We start from the raw sequence: 19,102 nt of genomic DNA on the forward strand, positions 1-19,102 counted from the left end.
GGTGAACACCCGGGCAGCCCGAGCCGTCGAATCGGCGATCCAGGGCGCCGGACGGGGGCTGCGGCAGGCCCGCCGGGCGGCGTCCTTTATCGCCGGCCGCTGGCGCCGTTCCCTGCAGTTCCGCACGGTCGTCGCGACGCTGCTGCTGACCTCCCTCGCCCTCGTGGCGGTGGGGGGTTTCCTGTCCAACCAGATCGCCAATGGCCTGTACAAGGAGCGGTTCGGGCAGTTCCAGAGCGAGGCGAGCAACGGCCTGCGCGACATCAAGGAAATCTTTCGGGACACCACGGCCGCCGACCGTGACTCAACGGACCGGCTGGCCCGTGACACCCTCGACCGGCTCGGGGCCCCCGGCGCCGACGCCCCACGGCAGTGGCTGCTCAGCCCGCTGCCCGGCCAGCAGGGCTACTGGGTTCCGGCTCTGGCCAGCCACAAGGCGATGACGGAGTCGGCCCTCATCCCGCCCGAGCTCAGCGCCGCCGTCGCGGAGGGCGAGGACCAGTACTGGGCCCCGATCACGATTCCGCGCTCCGAAGCGACCGGCGGCCTGCAGGCGCCGGGGGTCGCCTTCGCCACCAAGGTCACCCTGCCTCCGGACAGCACCACCTACGCCGTCTACATCATCTACGACCTCTCCTCGATGCAGCTGACCCTCGACTACATCCACCGCGTGCTGTGGCTCGCCGGAACGGTGCTGCTGGGGATCATCGGGGCGATCGCCTGGTTCGTGACGCGCAGCGTCGTCCGGCCCGTCAGCCATGCCGCCCTTGTCTCGGAGAAGCTGGCCGCCGGCGAGCTGCAGGAGCGGATGGAGGTCCGCGGCGAGGACGAGGTGGCCCGGCTCGGGGCGTCCTTCAACCACATGGCCACAAGCCTCCAGGACCAGATCACCCAGCTGGCGCAGCTGTCGCAGATGCAGCAGCGGTTCGTCTCCGACGTCTCCCACGAGCTGCGGACCCCGCTGACGACGGTCCGTATGGCCGCCGAGGTGCTTCACGACGCACGGACAGACTTCGACCCCGTGAACAAGCGCTCCGCGGAGATCCTCTACGACCAGGTGGAACGGTTCCAGTCGCTGCTGGCGGACCTTCTCGAAATCTCCCGCTTCGACGCCGGCGCGGCGGTGCTCGAGTCCGAGCCCACCGACCTCTTCCAGGTGGTGAAGCACGTCGTCGACGGGGCCCAGCCGCTGGCCGACAACTTCGGCTCGGACCTGCGCATCGTCTCGTCCGAGAGCAGCTGCATCGTCGACGCCGACCCCCGGCGGATTGGGCGGATCCTGCGCAACCTGGTGGTCAATGCGCTCGAGCACGGCAAGGGAAAACCCGTCCACATCTATATCGCCTCAAACCCCGACGCAGTCGCGGTCGCGGTGCGCGACTACGGCATCGGCATGACCGAGGATGAGGCCTCAAGGGTCTTCGACCGCTTCTGGCGCGCGGATCCCGCCCGCGCCCGCACCACGGGCGGAAGCGGGCTGGGGCTGTCCATCGCCGTCGAGGACGCACGCCTGCACTCGGCCTGGCTCCAGGCCTGGGGCGAGGCGGGGAACGGATCCTGCTTCCGGCTCACCCTGCCCAAGCAGCGCGGCGGGAGTCTGTTGGTCTCCCCGCTGCCCCTGCCGCCGCGGGGCCGGCTGCCACTGTCGCTCGCCGCAGGGCCCTCCGGCGCCGCGCCCGCCGCGCCCGCCGCCCCCGCGCCTGCTGACTCTTCGGGCGCCGCGCCCGCCGCCCCCGCGCCTGCTGACTCTTCGGGCGCCGCGCCCGCCGCCCCCGCGCCTGCTGACTCTTCGGGCGCCGCGCCCGCCGATGCGCCGTCCGCCGCCGGCCCTTCGGGCACTGTGCCCGCCGACGTCCCGCCCGCGGCCGGGGACGGCACCCCCGACCCGCAGCTGAAGGAGAAAAGTGAAATCCAGTAGGCCCGCCGGAACGTGGGGCTCCTTCATCGCCGCGGTCGTTGCCCTGCTCCTGATCCTGTCCGGCTGCTCCTCCATTCCCCGGAGCGGTCCGGTGGCCACCATTCCCGCGCCGGCGGTCGATGAGGACACCGTGTCCCAGGTCTTCTCGCCCGAAGGCCCGCAGCCGGGTGCGCCTCCCGAGGTGCTGCTTCAGGAGTTCATTACGGCGGGCACCGGGGCGGCCGACGGGTACAAGGTGGCCCGGGAATTCCTGACCCCGGAGCTGGCACGGACGTGGCAGCCCGAGGAACGGATCGTAATCTTCCGGGCCGATCCGAGGATCATCCAGCGGGAAGCCGAGGGCGCACTGCAGGTGCAGCTCGAAATCACCGGAATCATTGACGCCCGGGGCATCCGCACCGACCCGCCCACCCCGACCACCGAAAGCGTCCGCGCCGAAATGGTGAAGATCAACGGGCAGTGGCGCATCAGTGAAATCCCCAACGGGATCATGGTCACCGAAAGCAATGCCTCCCTGCTGGCCACCGCGCACCACCTCTACTTCTACAGCAGTGGGTACCGGTACTGGGTGCCCGACGTCCGCTGGTTCGTCCGCCGCCCCGGCATCGCCGCCCGGGTGGTGCAGGCCCTGCTCGCCGGCCCCGCCCCCTACCTCCAGGGTGCTGTCACGAGCGCCTTCCCCGAGGGGGTCACCCTCGCACAGGAATCGGTGCCGATCGCCTCCGGGGTGGCCTCCGTCGAACTTTCGGCCGATGTCCTCCAGGACGCAACGGACCTCCGCCTCCAGCAGATGGAGCAGCAGCTGCGGGTGAATCTCACCACGCTCAACGACGTCACCTCCGTGGAGATGAGCGCAGGCCAGCCGATCGACCTAGGCAGCCCCGACCCGGCCCTCGTGATTCCCGATTTCAACCCCCCGGTGGGCAATGAGCAGGTGGTCATCGCGGACAACGAGGTGCGCATCGTCAAGAACCTCAGTGTGCTCCCGGTCGAGGGGCTGCCCTCGGTGGCCGCCTACAATCCCAAGGACCCGGCGCGGTCCCTCGAGGGGAGCAACTTCGCGTTCCTCAACGGCCGGTCCACGGCGCTGCTGGCCACCGCCCCGGGCAGCGAGGTCCGCACCGCCGTCGAGGGCACCGGCCTCACCGCCCCCAGCTTCGACACCAGCAACTGGGTGTGGACCGCACGCAGCGTCGAGGGGGGCCCGAGCGGCCGCGGCACCGAGGTGGTTGCGGTGCCTCCTGGCGGGATGACGCGCAACGCCGTCGTCGTCTCCGCGTCGTGGCTTGCCGACCGGACGGTCAGGGAGCTCCGGGTCTCCCGGGACGGCGCCCGCGCCCTGCTCGTCGTCGATGAGGCTGGGACCTCCGAGGTGCTGCTCGCCGGCATCACGCGCAGCGCCCAGGGCATCCCGCAGAGCCTGGGGGACCCCATCGCCCTCAACGCGGGCGCGAACATCGGCACCGCCAAGTGGGCGGGGGAGAGCACCATCGTCGCCTCCCCGGTCTCGGCGACGGCCGAGGTGACGCCCCTGATCGTCCAGCTCAGCGGGGAGACCGAGGCCCTCAAGCCGCACAAGGGCGTGCTGAACATCAGCGCCGGAAGCGATCCGCAGGAGGACTTCTACATCCAGACCGCCGAGGCCCTCTTCGCCAGGGTGGGACAGAGCTGGATCCGAAGCGTCGAAGGGGTGCGGGACCCGGCCTTCCCCGGGTGATGCCGGGACGGCCGCACCCGTCGTTGCGCGCCGGACCGCGCGACGCCGGGCGGGGCGGGCGGCGCCGCCCGCCCGGCTGGATGCTCCGCGCCCGCCCGGTCTTATCCACATCGCACCCCGGGCGCCCCGGGATCCCCAGCCTCCACGGCATCCTGAAGGCATGGCCCACCCGGTCCGCGCACTCCCGGACGCCGGCGGGGCGCCCGGCGGCAGTAGCGGAGGCGTCCCGGCCGCGGCCGGCCGTGCCCTTCGGGGCTTTTGGGCACTGATCCTGCCGACCTCCTGCGTGGGATGCGGCCGCCAGGATACCTCCCTGTGCCGGCCGTGCCGTCGGGCGTTTCGGCGCGCCACGGTGCGTCCCTTCCGCGCCGAGGCCGGCGCCGGGTCCCTCCCGCTGCGCGATCCCGCCGCACTGGAAACCCGCACCGGTGCTCCACCGGGCGCGGGCGACGCCGGAGGCGGGTTTGAACCCCTGCCGGTGGTCGCCGCGGGAATCTACGGGGGAGTGGTGGCCCGGGCCCTGCTGGCGTTCAAGAACGCCGGCCACACCGACCTGGCCCGCCCCCTCGCGGCGGCCCTCGGCGGTGCCCTGCTCGCCGCCCGTGCGGGCCTGCCGGCAGGTCCCTGCCTGCTGGTGCCCGTCCCCACCCGCGGCCGGTCCCTGCGCCGGCGCGGCTACGACCCGTTGGGCCTGCTGCTGGACGGGCTCCGCCGGCGCGGAGAGCTCCCTGCCGGGTCCCGCCTTGCACGGCCCGTTGGGCACCGGCATCCGGGGATGCGTGCGGGCGGCCGGTCCGCCGGCATCCCCTGGTTTGCCGCGGCGCGGCGGGGTGGGCAGAAGGGGCTCGGGCGGCGCGGCCGGCAGGAAAACGTCGCCGGTTCGATGCGGGTCCGGCGGCGGTACCGCGGCCGACTCCAGGGCGTGCAGTGCCTCGTCGTGGACGACGTCCTGACCACCGGAGCGACCCTCGCGGAGGCCGTCCGGGCGCTTCGGGCCGAGGGCGCCGCGGTGGCCGGCGCCGTCGTCCTGGCGGCCACGCCGCCGCCCTCCGGCACCGAGTTGGCTTACAGCGAATTCCGGAGAAATCGGCGCGGGGAGGGATGAATTACGGGGTGCCGTGATCTACCGTGAGGTATGGGTGTTAGAAAGCAGACAAGCACCCATCGGCAGCGGCCCGGGGCAGCCTGACCGGCCGCTGTTGTGTCACCTAAGCGATTTGGAGGGCACCATGGAATTTGTGATTAACGGCCGGAACCTTGCAGTATCGGACCGGTTCCGCGAGTACGCCGCAGAGAAGATCGACAAGATCGAACAGCTCGGCGATAAGGTCCAGCGGGTGGATGCCAAGATCACCAAGGAAACAAGTGCCAGGGACGCCGACACGGCCCTCACCGTCGAACTGACGGTGGTGGCTCGCGGGCCGGTCATCCGGGCCGAGGCCTCGGCAGCGGACAAGTTCGCCGCTTTCGACCTCGCCTACAACAAGCTCCTCGAACGCCTCCGCAGGGCGCGGGACCGCCGCAAGGTCCACCACGGACGGCACACCCCCGTCGCGGTCGGCGCTGCCACCGCCGGGCTCGAACCGGTCAGCACCTCCCAGCCGATCTATGCCGCTCTCGCTGACGATTCCTCCAACGGAACGACGGCGCCAGCAGACTCGACCGACCCTTACGAGTCGCCCGACGACGTCCCGGCAGGGGACTCACCGGTCCTCATCCGGCGGAAGGTCTTCTCCGGAGAGCCGATCACCCTCGACGACGCCGTCGACAACATGGAACTGGTCGGCCACGACTTCTACCTCTTCGTCGATTCGGCCACCGGTGCCCCCTCTGTCGTCTACCGGCGCCAGGGCTGGACCTACGGCGTCATCACCCTCGATTCGAAGTGCGCCGAAGGGACGCAGGACCCCCAGGAGGAGCTCCTGGCGTACCGGGCGAAGGAAGCCGCTGCAACCAGTGACACCCCATCCCACTTCCGGGCCCCGGACCCGCGCCGATGAGGGCGCGTCCGGGGCCCCGTCGTCGGCCCACCCCCTGCCCCCGGCAGGGCCATGACAGTTCGCCTTACCCTGTCCCAGGCCCGCAGGGCGGCCCTGCTGGCCCAGGGACTCGCCAAGACCCGGCCCACGGCCCCGCCCACTGCGCGGTCCGTGGGCCGGATCCTCGATAAGCTCCAGCTGCTCCAGATCGACTCGGTCAACGTCCTGGTGCGCTCCCACTACCTTCCCGTCTTCTCGCGGCTGGGGGCCTACGACCCCGCGGTCCTCGACAGGTTCGCCGCCAGGCATCCGCGCCGGCTGACCGAGTACTGGGCGCACGAGGCCAGCTTCATCGACCCTGCCCTGTTCCCGCACCTGCGCCCCTGGCAGCGGCGCACCTGGAGCGGAGCGTCGGGGATGGATCCGGTGCTCCGCTTATCCCTTGAGGAACGGATCCTCACGCTCCTTGCCTCAAGCCGGGCGCTGACCGCCGGACAGGTGCAGGAACGCCTCGGCCACTCGGAGCAGCGCAGCACCGACAACTGGGGATGGAACTGGAGCGCCGTCAAACGGGTCCTCGAGGACCTCTTCGCCCGCGGGGAAATCAGCTCGGCCGGCCGGACCTCCTCCTTCGAACGCCGGTACGCCCCCTCGGCCCGGGTGCTGCCCACCTCCGACCTCGCAGCCCAGGAGGCCGACCCGCGCGAGGCCATCCTCGTCCTGACCGAACGCGCCGCCGCCGCGCTGGGCATCGGAACGGTGCGCAGTTTCGCCGACTACTTCCGCACCCCCGTCCGCGACACCGCGGAGGCGGTGCGGATCCTCGAGGCGAGGGGGGTCCTCACCGGCGCCCAGGTGGGCTCCTGGGCCCGGCCGGCCTACCTCCACCGCGACGCCACAATTCCGCGCCGCGCCGCCGGGCGGGCGCTGCTGAGCCCCTTCGACTCCCTCGTCTTTGACCGCCCGCGGCTCGAGGAACTCTTTGGCTTCCACTACCGGCTGGAAATCTACACTCCGGCGGCGGCACGTCGTTACGGGTATTACGTCCTGCCCTTCCTGCTCGGAGAGTCGATGGCGGCCCGGGTGGACCTCAAGGCCGACCGGACAACCGGGCGTCTGCTGGTGCGCGGAAGCTATGCCGAACCGGGCGCGCCCGCGGGCACCGCCGACGAACTCGCAGCTGAACTGGGTACCATGGCCGGATGGCTCGGCCTGCAGCAGGTCGTCGTCGAACCCGTGGGAGACCTCGCGGCGCCGCTTTCCGCGGCGCTGGGGCGGCGTTGAGCCGTTCGGGAACTAAAGCGGGAGACCAGGCGTCTTCCCGTAGACTGATCACGCCATCTTTCGGCAGCCTTAGATTGGGAGCAGATACCAGTGCCATCACTTCTTGAACGAGTTCTCCGCACCGGCGATAAGAAGACACTGAAGAAACTCCGGAACTACGCCGATGCGATCAACATCATCGAGGACGACTTCCGTGCAATGTCCGACGCTGAGCTGCGTGGGGAGACCGACAAGCTGAAAAAGCGCCACGCGGACGGCGAGAGCCTTGACGACCTCCTGCCCGAGGCCTTCGCCGCGGTGAGGGAGGCCTCCCGCCGCACCCTGGGCCTGCGCCACTTCGACGTCCAGCTTATGGGCGGGGCCGCGCTGCACCTCGGCAATATCGCCGAGATGAAGACCGGCGAGGGCAAGACCCTCGTGGCAACGGCCCCGGCCTACCTCAACGCCCTCAGCGGCAAGGGCGTCCACATCGTCACGGTCAACGACTACCTCGCCGAATACCAGTCGGACCTCATGGGTCGCGTGTTCAGGTTCCTGGGCATGACCAGCGGGTGCATCCTGTCCAAGCAGGACCCTGCGACGCGCCGCGAACAGTACGCCGCGGACATCACCTACGGTACGAACAACGAATTCGGCTTCGACTACCTGCGCGACAATATGGCCTGGAGCGCGTCCGAGCTCGTCCAGCGCGGGCACAACTTCGCCATCGTCGACGAGGTCGACTCCATCCTCATCGACGAGGCCCGGACCCCGCTGATCATCTCCGGCCAGGCCTCCGGCGACGTCAACCGCTGGTACAACGAGTTCGCGAAAGTCGTGAAGAAGCTCTCCGTCGACACCGACTACGAGGTCGACGAGAAGAAGCGCACCGTCGGCGTGCTCGAGTCCGGCATCGAGAAGGTCGAGGACTACCTCGGCATCTCCAACCTCTACGAATCCGCGAACACCCCGCTGATCGGCTTCCTCAACAACGCCATCAAGGCCAAGGAACTGTTCAAGCGCGACAAGGACTACGTCGTGCTCAACGGCGAGGTCATGATCGTCGACGAGCACACCGGACGCATCCTCGCCGGCCGCCGGTACAACGAAGGCATGCACCAGGCGATCGAGGCCAAGGAAGGCGTCGAAATCAAGGCGGAGAACCAGACGCTGGCCACCGTCACGCTGCAGAACTACTTCCGGCTCTACGAGAAGCTCTCCGGCATGACCGGCACCGCCGAGACCGAGGCCGCGGAGTTCATGTCGACCTACAAGCTCGGCGTGGTGCCCATCCCCACCAACAAGGAGATGGCCCGCAAGGACCTCGCCGACCTGATTTACAAGAACGAGGTGGCGAAGTTCGACGCCGTCGTGAAGGACATCGTCGAACGCCACGAGACCGGCCAGCCGGTCCTGGTCGGCACCACCAGCGTCGAGAAGAGCGAATACCTCTCCAAGCAGCTGGCCAAGGCCGGGGTCCGCCACGAGGTCCTCAACGCCAAGAACCACGCCCGCGAAGCCGCCATTGTCGCCCAGGCCGGACGCAAGGGCGCCGTCACGGTGGCCACCAACATGGCAGGCCGCGGAACCGACATCATGCTCGGCGGCAACGCCGAGTTCAACGCCGTCGCCGCACTCGAGAAGCGCGGACTCGACCCGGCGAAGAACCCCGAGGAGTACGAGGCCCAGTGGCCCGCGGCCCTCGAGGCCGCCAAGAAGGCCGTGGAGGCCGAGCAGGACGAGGTCCGCGAACTCGGCGGGCTGTACGTGCTGGGCACCGAGCGCCATGAATCGCGCCGCATCGACAACCAGCTGCGCGGCCGCTCCGGCCGCCAGGGCGACCCGGGCCGCTCGCGGTTCTACCTCTCGCTGACCGACGACCTCATGCGCCTGTTCAACTCCGGCGGCGCAGAGCGGATCATGAACAGCTCGAGCATGCCCGACGATGTCGCCCTCGAGTCGCGGCTCGTCTCCAAGGCCATCGAGAACGCCCAGGGCCAGGTCGAGGGGCGCAACGCCGAACAGCGCAAGAACGTCCTGAAGTACGACGACGTCCTGAACCGCCAGCGCGAGGCCATCTACGGCGACCGCAGGCGCATCCTCGAAGGCGGCGACCTGAAGGAAAAGGTCGGCTACTTCCTCGAGGACGTGGTGACGGCCATGGTCGACGAGGCCACCGCCCAGGGCCACGGCGACGACTGGGACTACGAGCTGCTCTGGACCAACCTCAAGACGCTGTACCCGATCACCCTCACCATCGACGAGGTCATCGAGGAAGCCGGCGGGAAGTCGAAGATCACCCGCGACTTCCTCCACTCGGAGATCCTTTCCGACGCCACGCTCGCCTACCAGGCGCGGGAGGATGCCCTCGGCGAGCAGACCATGCGCGAACTCGAGCGCCGCGTGGTCCTGTCGGTGATCGGCCGGAAGTGGCAGGAGCACCTCTACGAGATGGACTACCTCAAGGAGGGCATCGGGCTGCGGGCGATGGCCCAGCGCGACCCCCTCGTGGAGTACCAGCGTGAGGGCTTCATCCTCTTCCAGGCCATGATGGAGGCCATCCGCGAGGAGACCATCGGCTACCTGTTCAACCTTGAGGTCGAGGTCGCCCCCGCGGCGCCGGCGTCGAACGGCCTGGGCGTCCAGGACGGCCGCGGACTCGTCCAGGTTCCCTCGATCCGGGCGGCGGGCCTTGAGGCACCGCAGCGCCCGGCCAGCCTGAACTTCTCCGCGCCCAACGCGCAGGGCGAGGTCGAGACGCACGTGGAGCGGCTCAAGACGGCCGTCGCCGAAACGAAGGCACGGGCCGAGCGGAACGGCTCCAAGCGGCCGAAGAAGTAACCAAGAAGCAGCTCAGCCGATCTCCAGGGCGGTGACCTTCCAGTCCCCGCGGCGGTGTTCGACCCGCAGGGCGACGGCGCGGGCCCGCCTGCGGTCCAGGACGACCAGTGCGGCCTCGAAGGCGGTTTCCGAGACGCGGCAGAGCCGCGCGCTGCGGACCGTCACGCAGCGGTAGGCCCGCCGGTCAAGCAGAGCGCCGCCCGGGCAGGAGCCGGTGGCTTCGGAGGCCGCGACCTTCTGCATGAGGCAGGCGCGCAGGTGCAGCTTCTCGTAGCTGGCCGGATCGAGCCATCGGGACATCTGAGAGGCGGGGCGGCTGCCCCCGAGGACCTCGACGGCTCCCTGCGCCACGGCCCGCGCGATGCCGCCGACGCGCTGCTCCGCGTCCGGCAGCAGTGCCTCCGGCGGCTGCTCCGGTGGGTCCGTGCAGGACGGGAGGGCCCACGGCGCGGCGGCACGGGCCGGGTGCTGCTGGAGGCGTTGCTGGGTCAGGGTGGCCATGATGGTCCTTTCACTGCGTGGGGATGGGTGGTTCTGCTGCCGGTTGGGACGCTCAAGGGGGGTCCGGAGCAGCCAGTGTCTGGCCAGGTGTCAGCAGGTCCGGATCCGGGCCGATTCTTGAGGCGTTCCTTGCGTACCAGTGCGGCCAGCTCGCCGCGACCTCGGCGTCCGAGGCGAGGGGACCGAGCCGTGCCGCGGCAATCGACCACAGCGAGTCACCCCTGCGGACAACCACCCCTGCGCGATCCCCAACGGCGCGGGCTCCGTCCAGTGCGGGGCCCTGCTGGCGCGGCGCCCGGGCCAGCAGACCCGGATCGCAGGGGAGCGGCAGCGGTTTCCAGTCCGGGCTGACCGGCGGCTCCCGGCCGGAGGGGCTGGACTGGCCGGACTGAGCGTCCTCGCCGCGGTCGGCTGGAACTGTCAGCGCCGCGACCGCGGGCAGCGATCCCGGAGGCGCCGCGAGCGCAGGCGCCGCGACCGCTGGCACAGCGACGGCGGGTACCGGGACCGCGGGTGTTATCGGGGCCCCAGACGGCGCCGAGGCTGCGCACGGCGCGGCCAGGATGTTCGCCCCGAGCAGCACGGCGGCCAGTCGGCGCATGAAGCCCGGCGTGAGGGCCGCCATCCTGCGGGCGGTGGCGGCGCGGCCCCTGCGTTCGAGGAACTCCGCGCTGAGCGCGAGCGCCAGGGCTCCGGTCCACCAGAGCAGGACGCCCAGGCCGGCGACGGCTATGGCAGCGCCGATACCGGCCTCTGGTGCCCGCAAGCCACCGGAGGTAAGCCCCAGCCCCGAGAGGACGAGGACCGCCCCGAGGCCGAGGAGGACCGCCGGGTAGAGAACCTCCGAATGCCTTTCCATGGTGCACTCCCTCGCATTTGCATCAATTTGAACGCGTTTGATGGAGTTTGTATACGTTTGCGGCTACTCGAATTCGTTGACCCCCTCCACCCGCCTGCCTACCGTTGGACCATGCGGTGGGAAGCCCTGTTCGGTGATCTCGAGGCCCAGCTGGCGGCTGCGCGGGCGGCGTCGGACGAAGCGGCGGCGGCAGACCTTCTCAGGATGGAGCAGGCACGGGTGGCCTTCGCGGACCGGCTGGCGGGCTCCGTCGCGCAGGGGCTGAAGGTCCGGACCGGGAATGGGCAGGGGTTTTCCGGCAGGCTGGCCTACGTCGGCGCCGAGTGGCTCGTGCTCGCGGAGGGGCAGCGGTCCGTCCTGGTGCCCTTTGCCGCGATCCTGAGCATCGAAGGCCTTGGGCGTGCCGTCGCCCCGCGCCCGGCGGGGATCCACGCCCGCCTGGGCCTCGCCTCGGCCTACCGTGCGCTGGCCCGCGACCGGGCGCAGGTCAGCGTCTATGCAGGGTCACCGGCAACGGTTTCCGAGGGCACGCTGGATCGGGTCGGAGCCGATTTCCTCGAGGTGGCCCTGGTTCCCCCGGGTGAGCACCGCAGGGCGGCCAATGTCCGGGCTGTGGTGGCGCTGCCCTTCGCCGCGGTGGCCGCGGTGGCCTCCCACCCCTGACACCGTGGACGCTCAGACGTTGTTGACCGGGTCGGCGCTTCCGCGCAGGGAGGCTGCTGACCTGCGATAGGCATCGGCGATGTAGTCCTCGAGGACCCGTGCCTCAACGCGCCACTGACCGCGTCCGCCCACCTGGATGGCAGGAAGCTCCCCGGACCGAACCAGGGCGTAGGTCTGGGAGGAGCTGATATTGAGCACCTCCGCAACGTCGGCGAGGGTCAGGAACCGCTTCTCAGCCACACGAACACCTCTTCCTCAGCCGTGGCCTTGCCTCCACGAACGCTTTCGTTCCAACCCTGGGCACCCGGCTGGACCTGCCTCAATTCTGTCACTCTGCGGCCCCGGAGGTGCCGGTTGTCCACAGATTCGGGCGCGCCGGAAACCTTCTGTTTATTTTGTGTGCCGCCTGCACAACAATGGCAGGAGCGCCGGTGCCCATCCGCCGGTGCCGAAGAGTGCTCCGAAGCGTGCGGAGGAAGCTCCATGAGCGGTAACGCCAGCCGGACGGACCGGAACCCCACCGCGCCTCGGATCGGCAGGCCGTCCTGGCGGGACCCACGGCTCATCATTGGCCTCCTGCTCGTGCTGGCCTCCACCGCAGGGGTCACGGCCCTGGTCGGCAGCCTCGACCGGACCACCGATGTCCTTGCCGCCCGTACCGAGCTGCCCGTCGGCGCCCGCCTTGAGTCCGGTGACCTCACCACCGTCGCCGTCCGGTTGGGCGGCTCTGAGGAGAAGTACCTTCGGGCCACCTCCGGCCTTCCGAAGAACGCGGTGGTGACCCGGCTCGTCCGCCCGGGCGAACTGGTTCCCGCCGCCGCCGTCGGCCGACCGGACGAGCTGGACCGGAAACCGGTCGGGCTTCCCATCGAGGATCCCCTCCCAGCCGGCACGGAACCCGGGGTGCGGGTTGATGTCTGGGTCGCCCTGCCGGAGGCCGCCACCGGGCAGGGCACCCGGTTCGAGCAGCCCCGGCTCCTGCTTGAGGGCGCCGAGGTCTCCGAAATAGCGGTCAGCGAATCGGCCCTGGGAACGGACTCCCCATCCCGGGTCTACGTACTGGTGGCCGACGAGACAATGCCGGCCCTGCTGAACGCCCTGTCGAACGGTGCGAAGATCGCCGTGGTGCTGAACCCGAGGGGTGGTCCGTGAGCGGGCCGGTCATCCCCGTCGTCACCGTCGGACCGGCAGCTGGGGAGTACGTTCCCGGCCTGGAAAAGCTCCACGGTCCGGTGACCGTGGTGCGCCGCTGTGAGGGGGTGCCCGAACTGCTGGCAGCCGGCCAGGCCGGACTGGCCCGCGCGGCCATCCTCTCACCCGGAACGGGAGAGCTGACGGTGTCACTCCTGGAGCGGCTGCGCGACACCGGGATCGCCGTCGTGGTGCTCGCAGGAGAGGACGAACCGGCCGCCGGGGACGGGGCACCCGGGGTGCTCCGGGCCCCTCCCGGCATCGAGCCGGGCCCGCTGGCCGAACTCGTCGCGGCGGCCGTCGAAAGCCTGTCCGGGGCCGAACGGAGTCCGGGGGGCCATACGGGCACCAGCGCCTACGCCGACCCGGCCGCCGCCCTGCCGCCCCCCGGGAACGCCGCGCCGCCGCCCTCGGACGAGCCCGGCGGCGGCACCGTCACCGCGGTATGGGGGCCGACAGGGGCCCCGGGGCGCACCACCGTGGCCGTGAATATGGCGGCGGAACTGGCCGCGGCCGGGTCCACCGTCCTGCTGGTGGATGCCGACACCTACGGGGCCAGCGCGGCAGCGTTCCTGGGGCTGCTCGATGAGGCCGCCGGACTTGCCCAGGCCTGCCGGCTCGCCGATCAGGGGGCGCTCGACCCGGACGGGCTCCGCCGGGTGGCCTCAACCGTCGCCGTGGGCGGCGGCAGGCTGAGCGTCCTCACCGGCCTGACCCGGCCGGACCGGTGGCCCGAGGTGCGTCCCGCATCCCTCGCCCGGGTCCTCGAGTGCGCCCGTGCGTGCGCCGCCGTGACCATCGTCGACTGCGGGTTCTGCCTCGAAGCGGACGAGGAGCTCAGCTTCGACACCGCCGCTCCCCGCCGCAACGGGGCGGCACTGCGCTGCCTTGAGCTGGCCGACTCCGTTCTCGCGGTAGGTGCCGCCGACGCCGTCGGCGTCCCGCGCCTCGTGCGCTCGCTGGCCGTCCTCGCCGAGGCGGTGCCCTCGGCCGAACCGAGGGTGGTGCTCAACAAGGTCCGCGCCGGTTCCGTCGGGCGCTCGCCGGAGGACCAGCTGAGCGAAGCCTGGGAGCGGTTCGGGCCCGGCACGGCCATTTCGGCCTTCCTCCCTGCCGATTTTCCGGCCGCGGACGAGGCGCTGCTGGCAGGCTCGGTGCTCGCCGAAACCGCCCCGTCTTCGGCCCTGCGGAAAGCGATTGCGGGACTTGTCGATGTGACGGTTGAACAACGCCAACGCCGCCGTATTGGATGGAGCTCCAACGAAGTGAAGTTTTCGTGGATGCCCGTTAGGCTTCCAAGGTAAGGGGCCGCAAGGGAGCGGTCTTTCATCTCGTTACGGAGGCGTTTTTCATGTCGTCTGGATCCAGCGTCACGGATCAGTCCAGTTCAGACACGTCGCTTGAGGACTTCATTGAGCACTACTATGAACACCTCGCAGGGGAGGACGCCGAAGCCTACAGCGGTTCAGCGCTGCGTGACCGCGCGCTCACCCACCGCCGGAATGCCGAGGTGCGCGCCGCCGGAGAGCCGGTGGTCGATGTCTTCGACCAGGGCGAAGCGAGCGTCGTTGCCATTGTCACCGATGACATGCCCTTCCTGGTCGATTCGGTCACCGCGGAACTGGTCCGGCAGGGCTGCGCCATCCGCTTAGTGGTTCATCCCACCTTCGTGGCGGCACGCGAAGAAGCGTCTCACGCCCTGAACGGTCTCCAGCGCGTCCCCTCCAGTGCCGGCTCCTCGAGCGGAGACACGGCCGCGCTTCCCGACATCTCCCACCTGATCCCCGGGGCCTCCTCGATCGAATCGTGGATGTCCATCGAGATCAACCGGATTCCCGACGAGGAGGCACGCGGCAGGCTCACGGACGGCCTTCATAAGGTCCTGGCCGACGTGCGGGCCGCGGTGCACGACTGGCCCGCAATGCGCGCCCAGGTCCAGAGCATCGCGGATTCCCTGGATGGAGTCGCCGGCGGCTCCTCCATCCCGGACCTGCGCCAGGCGCAGGAACTGCTGAGGTGGCTCGACGACGGGAACTTCACCTTCCTCGGCTACAAGGAATACGACCTCGTCGTTGAGGACGGCCTCGACGCCCTCTGCGTCCGCCGCGGCAGCGGCCTCGGCCTGCTCCGCGACACCGACGCGGACCGGCGGATCCAGCACCTCACCTCGGCGGGCCGCGCCAAGGCCCGCGAGAAGCGGGCCCTGGTGATCACCAAGGCGAACTCACGCTCCACCGTGCACCGCGCGGCCTACCTCGACTACATCGGGGTCAAGAGCTTCGACGCGCAGGGCAATGTCAACGGGGAGCGGCGCTTCATCGGGCTCTTCGCGACCAGCGCCTACACGGGGTCGGTGCGGAACGTGCCGATCGTCCGGGACAAGGTCACCGAGATGCTCAGGCTCTGCGGATTCCCCTCCGACTCGCACTCCGGCAAGGACCTGCTCTCGATCGCCGAAACCTATCCGCGGGACGAGCTGTTCCAGATCGAGGTCCAGGACCTGGTCAACACGGCCATGGGCATCCTGCGCCTCCAGGAACGCCGCCGCACCCGGCTGTTCCTCCGCCCCGACATCTACGGGCGGTTCATGTCCGCGCTGGTGTACCTCCCCCGCGACCGGTACACCACCAGCGTCCGGCTCCGGATCGAGGAGGAGCTGCGCACCACCTTCCAGGCCGACTCGATCGACTTCGAGGCCCGCGTCAGCGAATCGGCCCTCGCGAGGCTGTTCTTCCGTATCCGGCTCGCCCGCGGCGGGGAGGTCCAGCAGGTCGACAGCGCCGAGCTTGAGGAGCGGCTTGTCCGGGCCGCCCGGTCCTGGGGCGAAGGCATCGCCGAGGTCGCCCGGGACCGCTCCGACCAGGAGGAAGCCGAGCGCCTGTCCGGGCTTTGGGGAGAGGCCTTCCCGGCAGGGTACCGGGTGGATTACGAGGTTGAGGATGCCCTCGAGGACGTCAGCCGCTTCGAGGCCCTGGACGGCTCCACCGGCGCCCCCGGCATGCACGTCTATGTCCCGCAGCGGCCCGGCGCCGAGGAGGACGCGAGGCTCAAGCTCTACCTCATGGAGCCGAAGAGCCTCACCCAGATCCTGCCGTTCCTCCACAACCTCGGCCTTGAGGTCCTGGACGAGAGGCCGTTCGAAATCGAACGCGCCGACGGCCAGCAGTACTTCCTGTACGACCTCGGCCTGAGGTATCCGGCCGGCATCAGCCCGCTTGAAACGGCCGACCTGCTCAAGGAGGCGTTCGCCGCCGCCGTCGTCGGTGCCAGCGAGTCGGACACCTTCGACCGCCTGGTGGTGCGCGAGCACTTCAGCTGGCGCCAGGTGCTGATCCTGCGCAGCTATGCCAAGTACATGCGCCAGATCGGCAACGCGAACTCGTACGGCTTCGTCGCCGATACGCTGCTGCGCAACGCCGGCGTGGCCCGGGCGCTTGTCGCCCTGTTCGAGGCACGGTTCGATCCCGACCTGACCTCCGACCGGGAGGCCGCGGCCGCAGCCGCCCGGGTCGACCTCGCCGCGGGACTCGAACGGGTCGTGACCCTCGACGCCGACCGTGTCCTGCGCTCCTACGCCAACCTCATCGACGCGACCCTGCGCACGAACTACTTCCAGAACAAACGGCACGTCAGCTTCAAGCTCGACACTCCCTCGATCGAGGGGGCGCCGTTCCCGCGGCCCAGGTTCGAGATCTGGGTGTACTCGCCCCAGGTCGAGGGTGTCCACCTGCGCTTCGGGGAAATCGCCCGCGGCGGGCTGCGCTGGTCGGACCGCCGCGAGGACTTCCGCACCGAGGTGCTGGGCCTGGTGAAGGCCCAGACCGTCAAGAACGCCGTCATCGTGCCCACCGGGGCCAAGGGCGGGTTCTTCCCCAAGCAGCTTCCCGACCCCACGGTGGACAGGGCGGCCTGGCTGGCGGAGGGAACGGAGAGCTACCGCACCTTCATCCGCGCGCTGCTGGACATCACCGACAACCTGGTCACCGTCGACGGCAGGGAAACGGTGGTCACCCCCGAGCGGGTGGTGCGCCATGACGGCGATGACTCCTACCTGGTCGTCGCGGCGGACAAGGGCACCGCGTCCTTCTCCGACATCGCCAATGCCCTGTCGGCGGAGTACGGCTTCTGGCTCGGCGACGCGTTCGCCTCGGGCGGCTCGGTGGGCTATGACCACAAGGCGATGGGCATCACCGCCCGCGGCGCGTGGGAGTCCGTCAAGCGGCACTTCAGCGAATTCGACCTCGATACGCAGACCCAGGACTTCACGGTCGTGGGCGTCGGCGACATGAGCGGGGATGTGTTCGGCAACGGCATGCTGCTGTCCGAACACATCAAGCTCGTGGCGGCCTTCGACCACCGGCACATCTTCCTCGATCCCAACCCGGATCCCGCGGTCTCCCACGCCGAGCGCAGGCGGCTGTTCGACCTGCCGCGCTCCAGCTGGGAGGACTACGACGCCTCCCTGCTCAGCGAAGGCGGGGGCATCTACCCGCGGCAGTCCAAGTCGATTCCGGTCTCGGACCAGATCCGGGCCGTCCTGGGCCTCGAGGACTCCGTGACCACCCTCAGCCCGCCCGAACTCCTGAAGGCCATCCTGAGCGCGCCGGTTGACCTGCTCTACAACGGCGGCATCGGCACCTACGTGAAGTCCTCGGCCGAAACCAACGCCGAGGTCGGGGACCGCGCCAACGACGCGATCCGGATCAACGGCAGCGACCTGCGGGTCAAGGTCGTCGGTGAGGGCGGAAACCTCGGCATGACCCAGCGCGGACGGATCGAGGCGGCGCTGACCGGCGTGGTGCTCAATACCGACGCGATCGACAACTCCGCCGGCGTCGACTGCTCCGACCACGAGGTCAACATCAAGATCTTCGTCGACCGGATGGTGAAGCTGGGCCGGATGACGCCGGAGGAACGCCCCGACTTCCTCCACTCCATGACCGATGAGGTCAGCAGACTTGTGCTGCGCGACAACATCGACCAGAACGTGCTGCTGCTCAACGACCGGCAGCGGATCATCGAGTGGAGCCCCAGCTTCGAGCGGCTGATGGACTGGCTTGAGGCCCACGCGGACCTGGACCGGGGCCTCGAGGCCCTGCCCACCACCAAGGCGCTGCGGGCCCGGCTCGAGACCGGGAAGGGCCTGACCTCCCCGGAGCTGTCGGTCCTGGCGGCCTACGCGAAGATCGAACTGGCCAAGGCGCTCACCCGCAGCGACCTGCCCGACGACCCCTACTTCTCCGGCACCCTGCGCCGGTACTTCCCGCACCAGCTGGTGGAGCGCTTCGGCGACCTGCTTGACACCCACCCGCTGCGCCGGGAGATCATCGCGACCACCATCGCCAATGACATGGTGAACATGGGCGGCATCACCTTCGCCTTCCGCGTCATGGAGGAGACCTCGGTTCCCGAAGCCGCTGTCGCCCGGGCCTTCGTCGCGCTGCGCGAGATCTACGAGCTCGACTCGATCGTCACCGCGCTCGAGGCACTGCCGGCAGACTTCCCGACCGAGCACTGGTGCGAGGTCCACCTGGACCTGCGGCGCCTGCTCGACCGGGCCGTCCGCTGGTTCGTGAACCACGTCGAAGCCGGCACGCCGGTGGAGGAAAGCGTCGCGGCGTTCAAGCCACTCATGGACCCGCTGCGGTCCCGGCTCTCATCCTTCGTGCGCGGCGGCGACCTCGAGCGCGTCCGGAAGTGGACGGCGGTGGCGCAGGAGCGGGGGCTGCCCGAGTCCATCGTGACCACCTGGGCCGAACAGTTCGAATCCTTCGCCCTCCTCGACATCGCCTTCAGCACCCGGCGGGTCGACGAACCGGTTGAGGACATCGCCCGCGTGTACTACGCCGTCTACGACTACTTCGACGTGGACAACCTCCTTGAGCGCATCACCCACCTTCCCCGCAAGGACAGGTGGCAGGCGCTGGCCCGGGCGGCACTGCGCGATGATCTCTATTCGACCGTCGCCGACATCACCGTCGCGGTGCTCAAGGCCTCGGACAGGCTCCGCGGGGGCGAGCCGATGGCCCGCCTGCATGAGTGGGAGGCGCAGCACGCCGACCAGCTGGCGCGGGCCCGGAACATGTTCGACGAGGTCAACAGCCTCGAACAGGACGATATCTCCTCGCTCTCGGTAGCGCTGCGCCTGCTGCGCTCCATCGTCCGCTGAT

The 19,102-nt window shown here is 69.8% G+C and carries 13 protein-coding genes; 10 read left to right on the forward strand and 3 right to left on the reverse strand.

The genetic code is table 11. The annotated features are described in order from the left end of the window. Position 1: 1 nt before the first annotated feature. The 6 genes from mtrB to secA all read left to right on the forward strand — a co-directional run bounded on the left by mtrB (position 2) and on the right by secA (position 9,718). On the forward strand, positions 2 to 1,918 hold the full coding sequence (gene mtrB, locus GVV86_RS08920; RefSeq protein WP_201291409.1) for an MtrAB system histidine kinase MtrB: 1,917 nt from the start codon (positions 2 to 4) through the stop codon (positions 1,916 to 1,918). After that, positions 1,905 to 3,635 (forward strand): LpqB family beta-propeller domain-containing protein, encoded by a 1,731-nt coding sequence (locus GVV86_RS08925; RefSeq protein WP_159802557.1) that lies wholly within the window; start codon positions 1,905 to 1,907, stop codon positions 3,633 to 3,635. The genes mtrB and GVV86_RS08925 overlap by 14 nt, the downstream gene beginning before the upstream one ends. Positions 3,636 to 3,987: 352 nt before the next feature. Continuing rightward, positions 3,988 to 4,740, forward strand: a complete 753-nt coding sequence (locus GVV86_RS08930) for a ComF family protein (RefSeq protein ID WP_210252876.1) — start codon at positions 3,988 to 3,990, stop codon at positions 4,738 to 4,740. 124 nt (positions 4,741 to 4,864) lie between these two features. Continuing rightward, positions 4,865 to 5,635, forward strand: a complete 771-nt coding sequence (gene hpf / locus GVV86_RS08935; RefSeq protein WP_159802559.1) for a ribosome hibernation-promoting factor, HPF/YfiA family — start codon at positions 4,865 to 4,867, stop codon at positions 5,633 to 5,635. A 51-nt stretch (positions 5,636 to 5,686) separates the two neighbouring features. Continuing rightward, positions 5,687 to 6,898, forward strand: coding sequence for a winged helix-turn-helix domain-containing protein (locus GVV86_RS08940; protein ID WP_159802560.1), 1,212 nt, complete (start codon positions 5,687 to 5,689; stop codon positions 6,896 to 6,898). A 90-nt stretch (positions 6,899 to 6,988) separates the two neighbouring features. After that, positions 6,989 to 9,718, forward strand: coding sequence for a preprotein translocase subunit SecA (secA, locus tag GVV86_RS08945; RefSeq protein ID WP_159802561.1), 2,730 nt, complete (start codon positions 6,989 to 6,991; stop codon positions 9,716 to 9,718). Positions 9,719 to 9,730: 12 nt separating this feature from the next. Here secA and GVV86_RS08950 read toward each other — a convergent pair whose 3' ends face one another. After that, entirely contained in the window at positions 9,731 to 10,219 is a 489-nt protein-coding gene (locus tag GVV86_RS08950; protein ID WP_159802562.1) for an Rv3235 family protein, read from the reverse strand. A 52-nt stretch (positions 10,220 to 10,271) separates the two neighbouring features. After that, positions 10,272 to 11,078, reverse strand: coding sequence for a LysM peptidoglycan-binding domain-containing protein (locus GVV86_RS08955; protein ID WP_159802563.1), 807 nt, complete (start codon positions 11,076 to 11,078; stop codon positions 10,272 to 10,274). 111 nt (positions 11,079 to 11,189) lie between these two features. On the opposite strand from GVV86_RS08955, the gene GVV86_RS08960 reads away from it, so the two are divergent. Then, positions 11,190 to 11,741: a hypothetical protein gene (locus tag GVV86_RS08960; RefSeq protein WP_159802564.1), complete on the forward strand. Its 552-nt coding sequence runs from the start codon at positions 11,190 to 11,192 to the stop codon at positions 11,739 to 11,741. Between the two features lie 12 nt (positions 11,742 to 11,753). Here the strand turns inward: GVV86_RS08960 and GVV86_RS08965 are convergent, their stop codons facing one another. Further along, positions 11,754 to 11,981 (reverse strand): helix-turn-helix domain-containing protein, encoded by a 228-nt coding sequence (locus tag GVV86_RS08965; protein ID WP_159802565.1) that lies wholly within the window; start codon positions 11,979 to 11,981, stop codon positions 11,754 to 11,756. Positions 11,982 to 12,224: 243 nt separating this feature from the next. Here GVV86_RS08965 and GVV86_RS08970 point away from each other — a divergent pair, with 243 nt between their 5' ends. Genes GVV86_RS08970 through GVV86_RS08980 form a run of 3 tightly spaced genes read left to right on the forward strand, consistent with a single transcriptional unit; the run spans position 12,225 to position 19,101 of the window. Then, positions 12,225 to 12,893 carry a CpaB family protein gene (locus tag GVV86_RS08970; protein ID WP_159802566.1) on the forward strand — a complete coding sequence of 223 codons (669 nt, stop codon included), beginning with the start codon at positions 12,225 to 12,227 and terminating at the stop codon, positions 12,891 to 12,893. Continuing rightward, complete coding sequence (locus GVV86_RS08975; protein ID WP_159802567.1) at positions 12,890 to 14,236, forward strand: CpaE/TadZ family protein; 1,347 nt, start codon at positions 12,890 to 12,892, stop codon at positions 14,234 to 14,236. The genes GVV86_RS08970 and GVV86_RS08975 overlap by 4 nt, the downstream gene beginning before the upstream one ends. A gap of 47 nt (positions 14,237 to 14,283) precedes the next feature. After that, positions 14,284 to 19,101 carry an NAD-glutamate dehydrogenase gene (locus tag GVV86_RS08980; RefSeq protein ID WP_159802568.1) on the forward strand — a complete coding sequence of 1,606 codons (4,818 nt, stop codon included), beginning with the start codon at positions 14,284 to 14,286 and terminating at the stop codon, positions 19,099 to 19,101. Position 19,102 lies beyond the last annotated feature (1 nt).

Source organism: Arthrobacter zhaoguopingii (genome assembly GCF_009828595.1).
Lineage (GTDB): Bacteria > Actinomycetota > Actinomycetes > Actinomycetales > Micrococcaceae > Arthrobacter_D > Arthrobacter_D zhaoguopingii.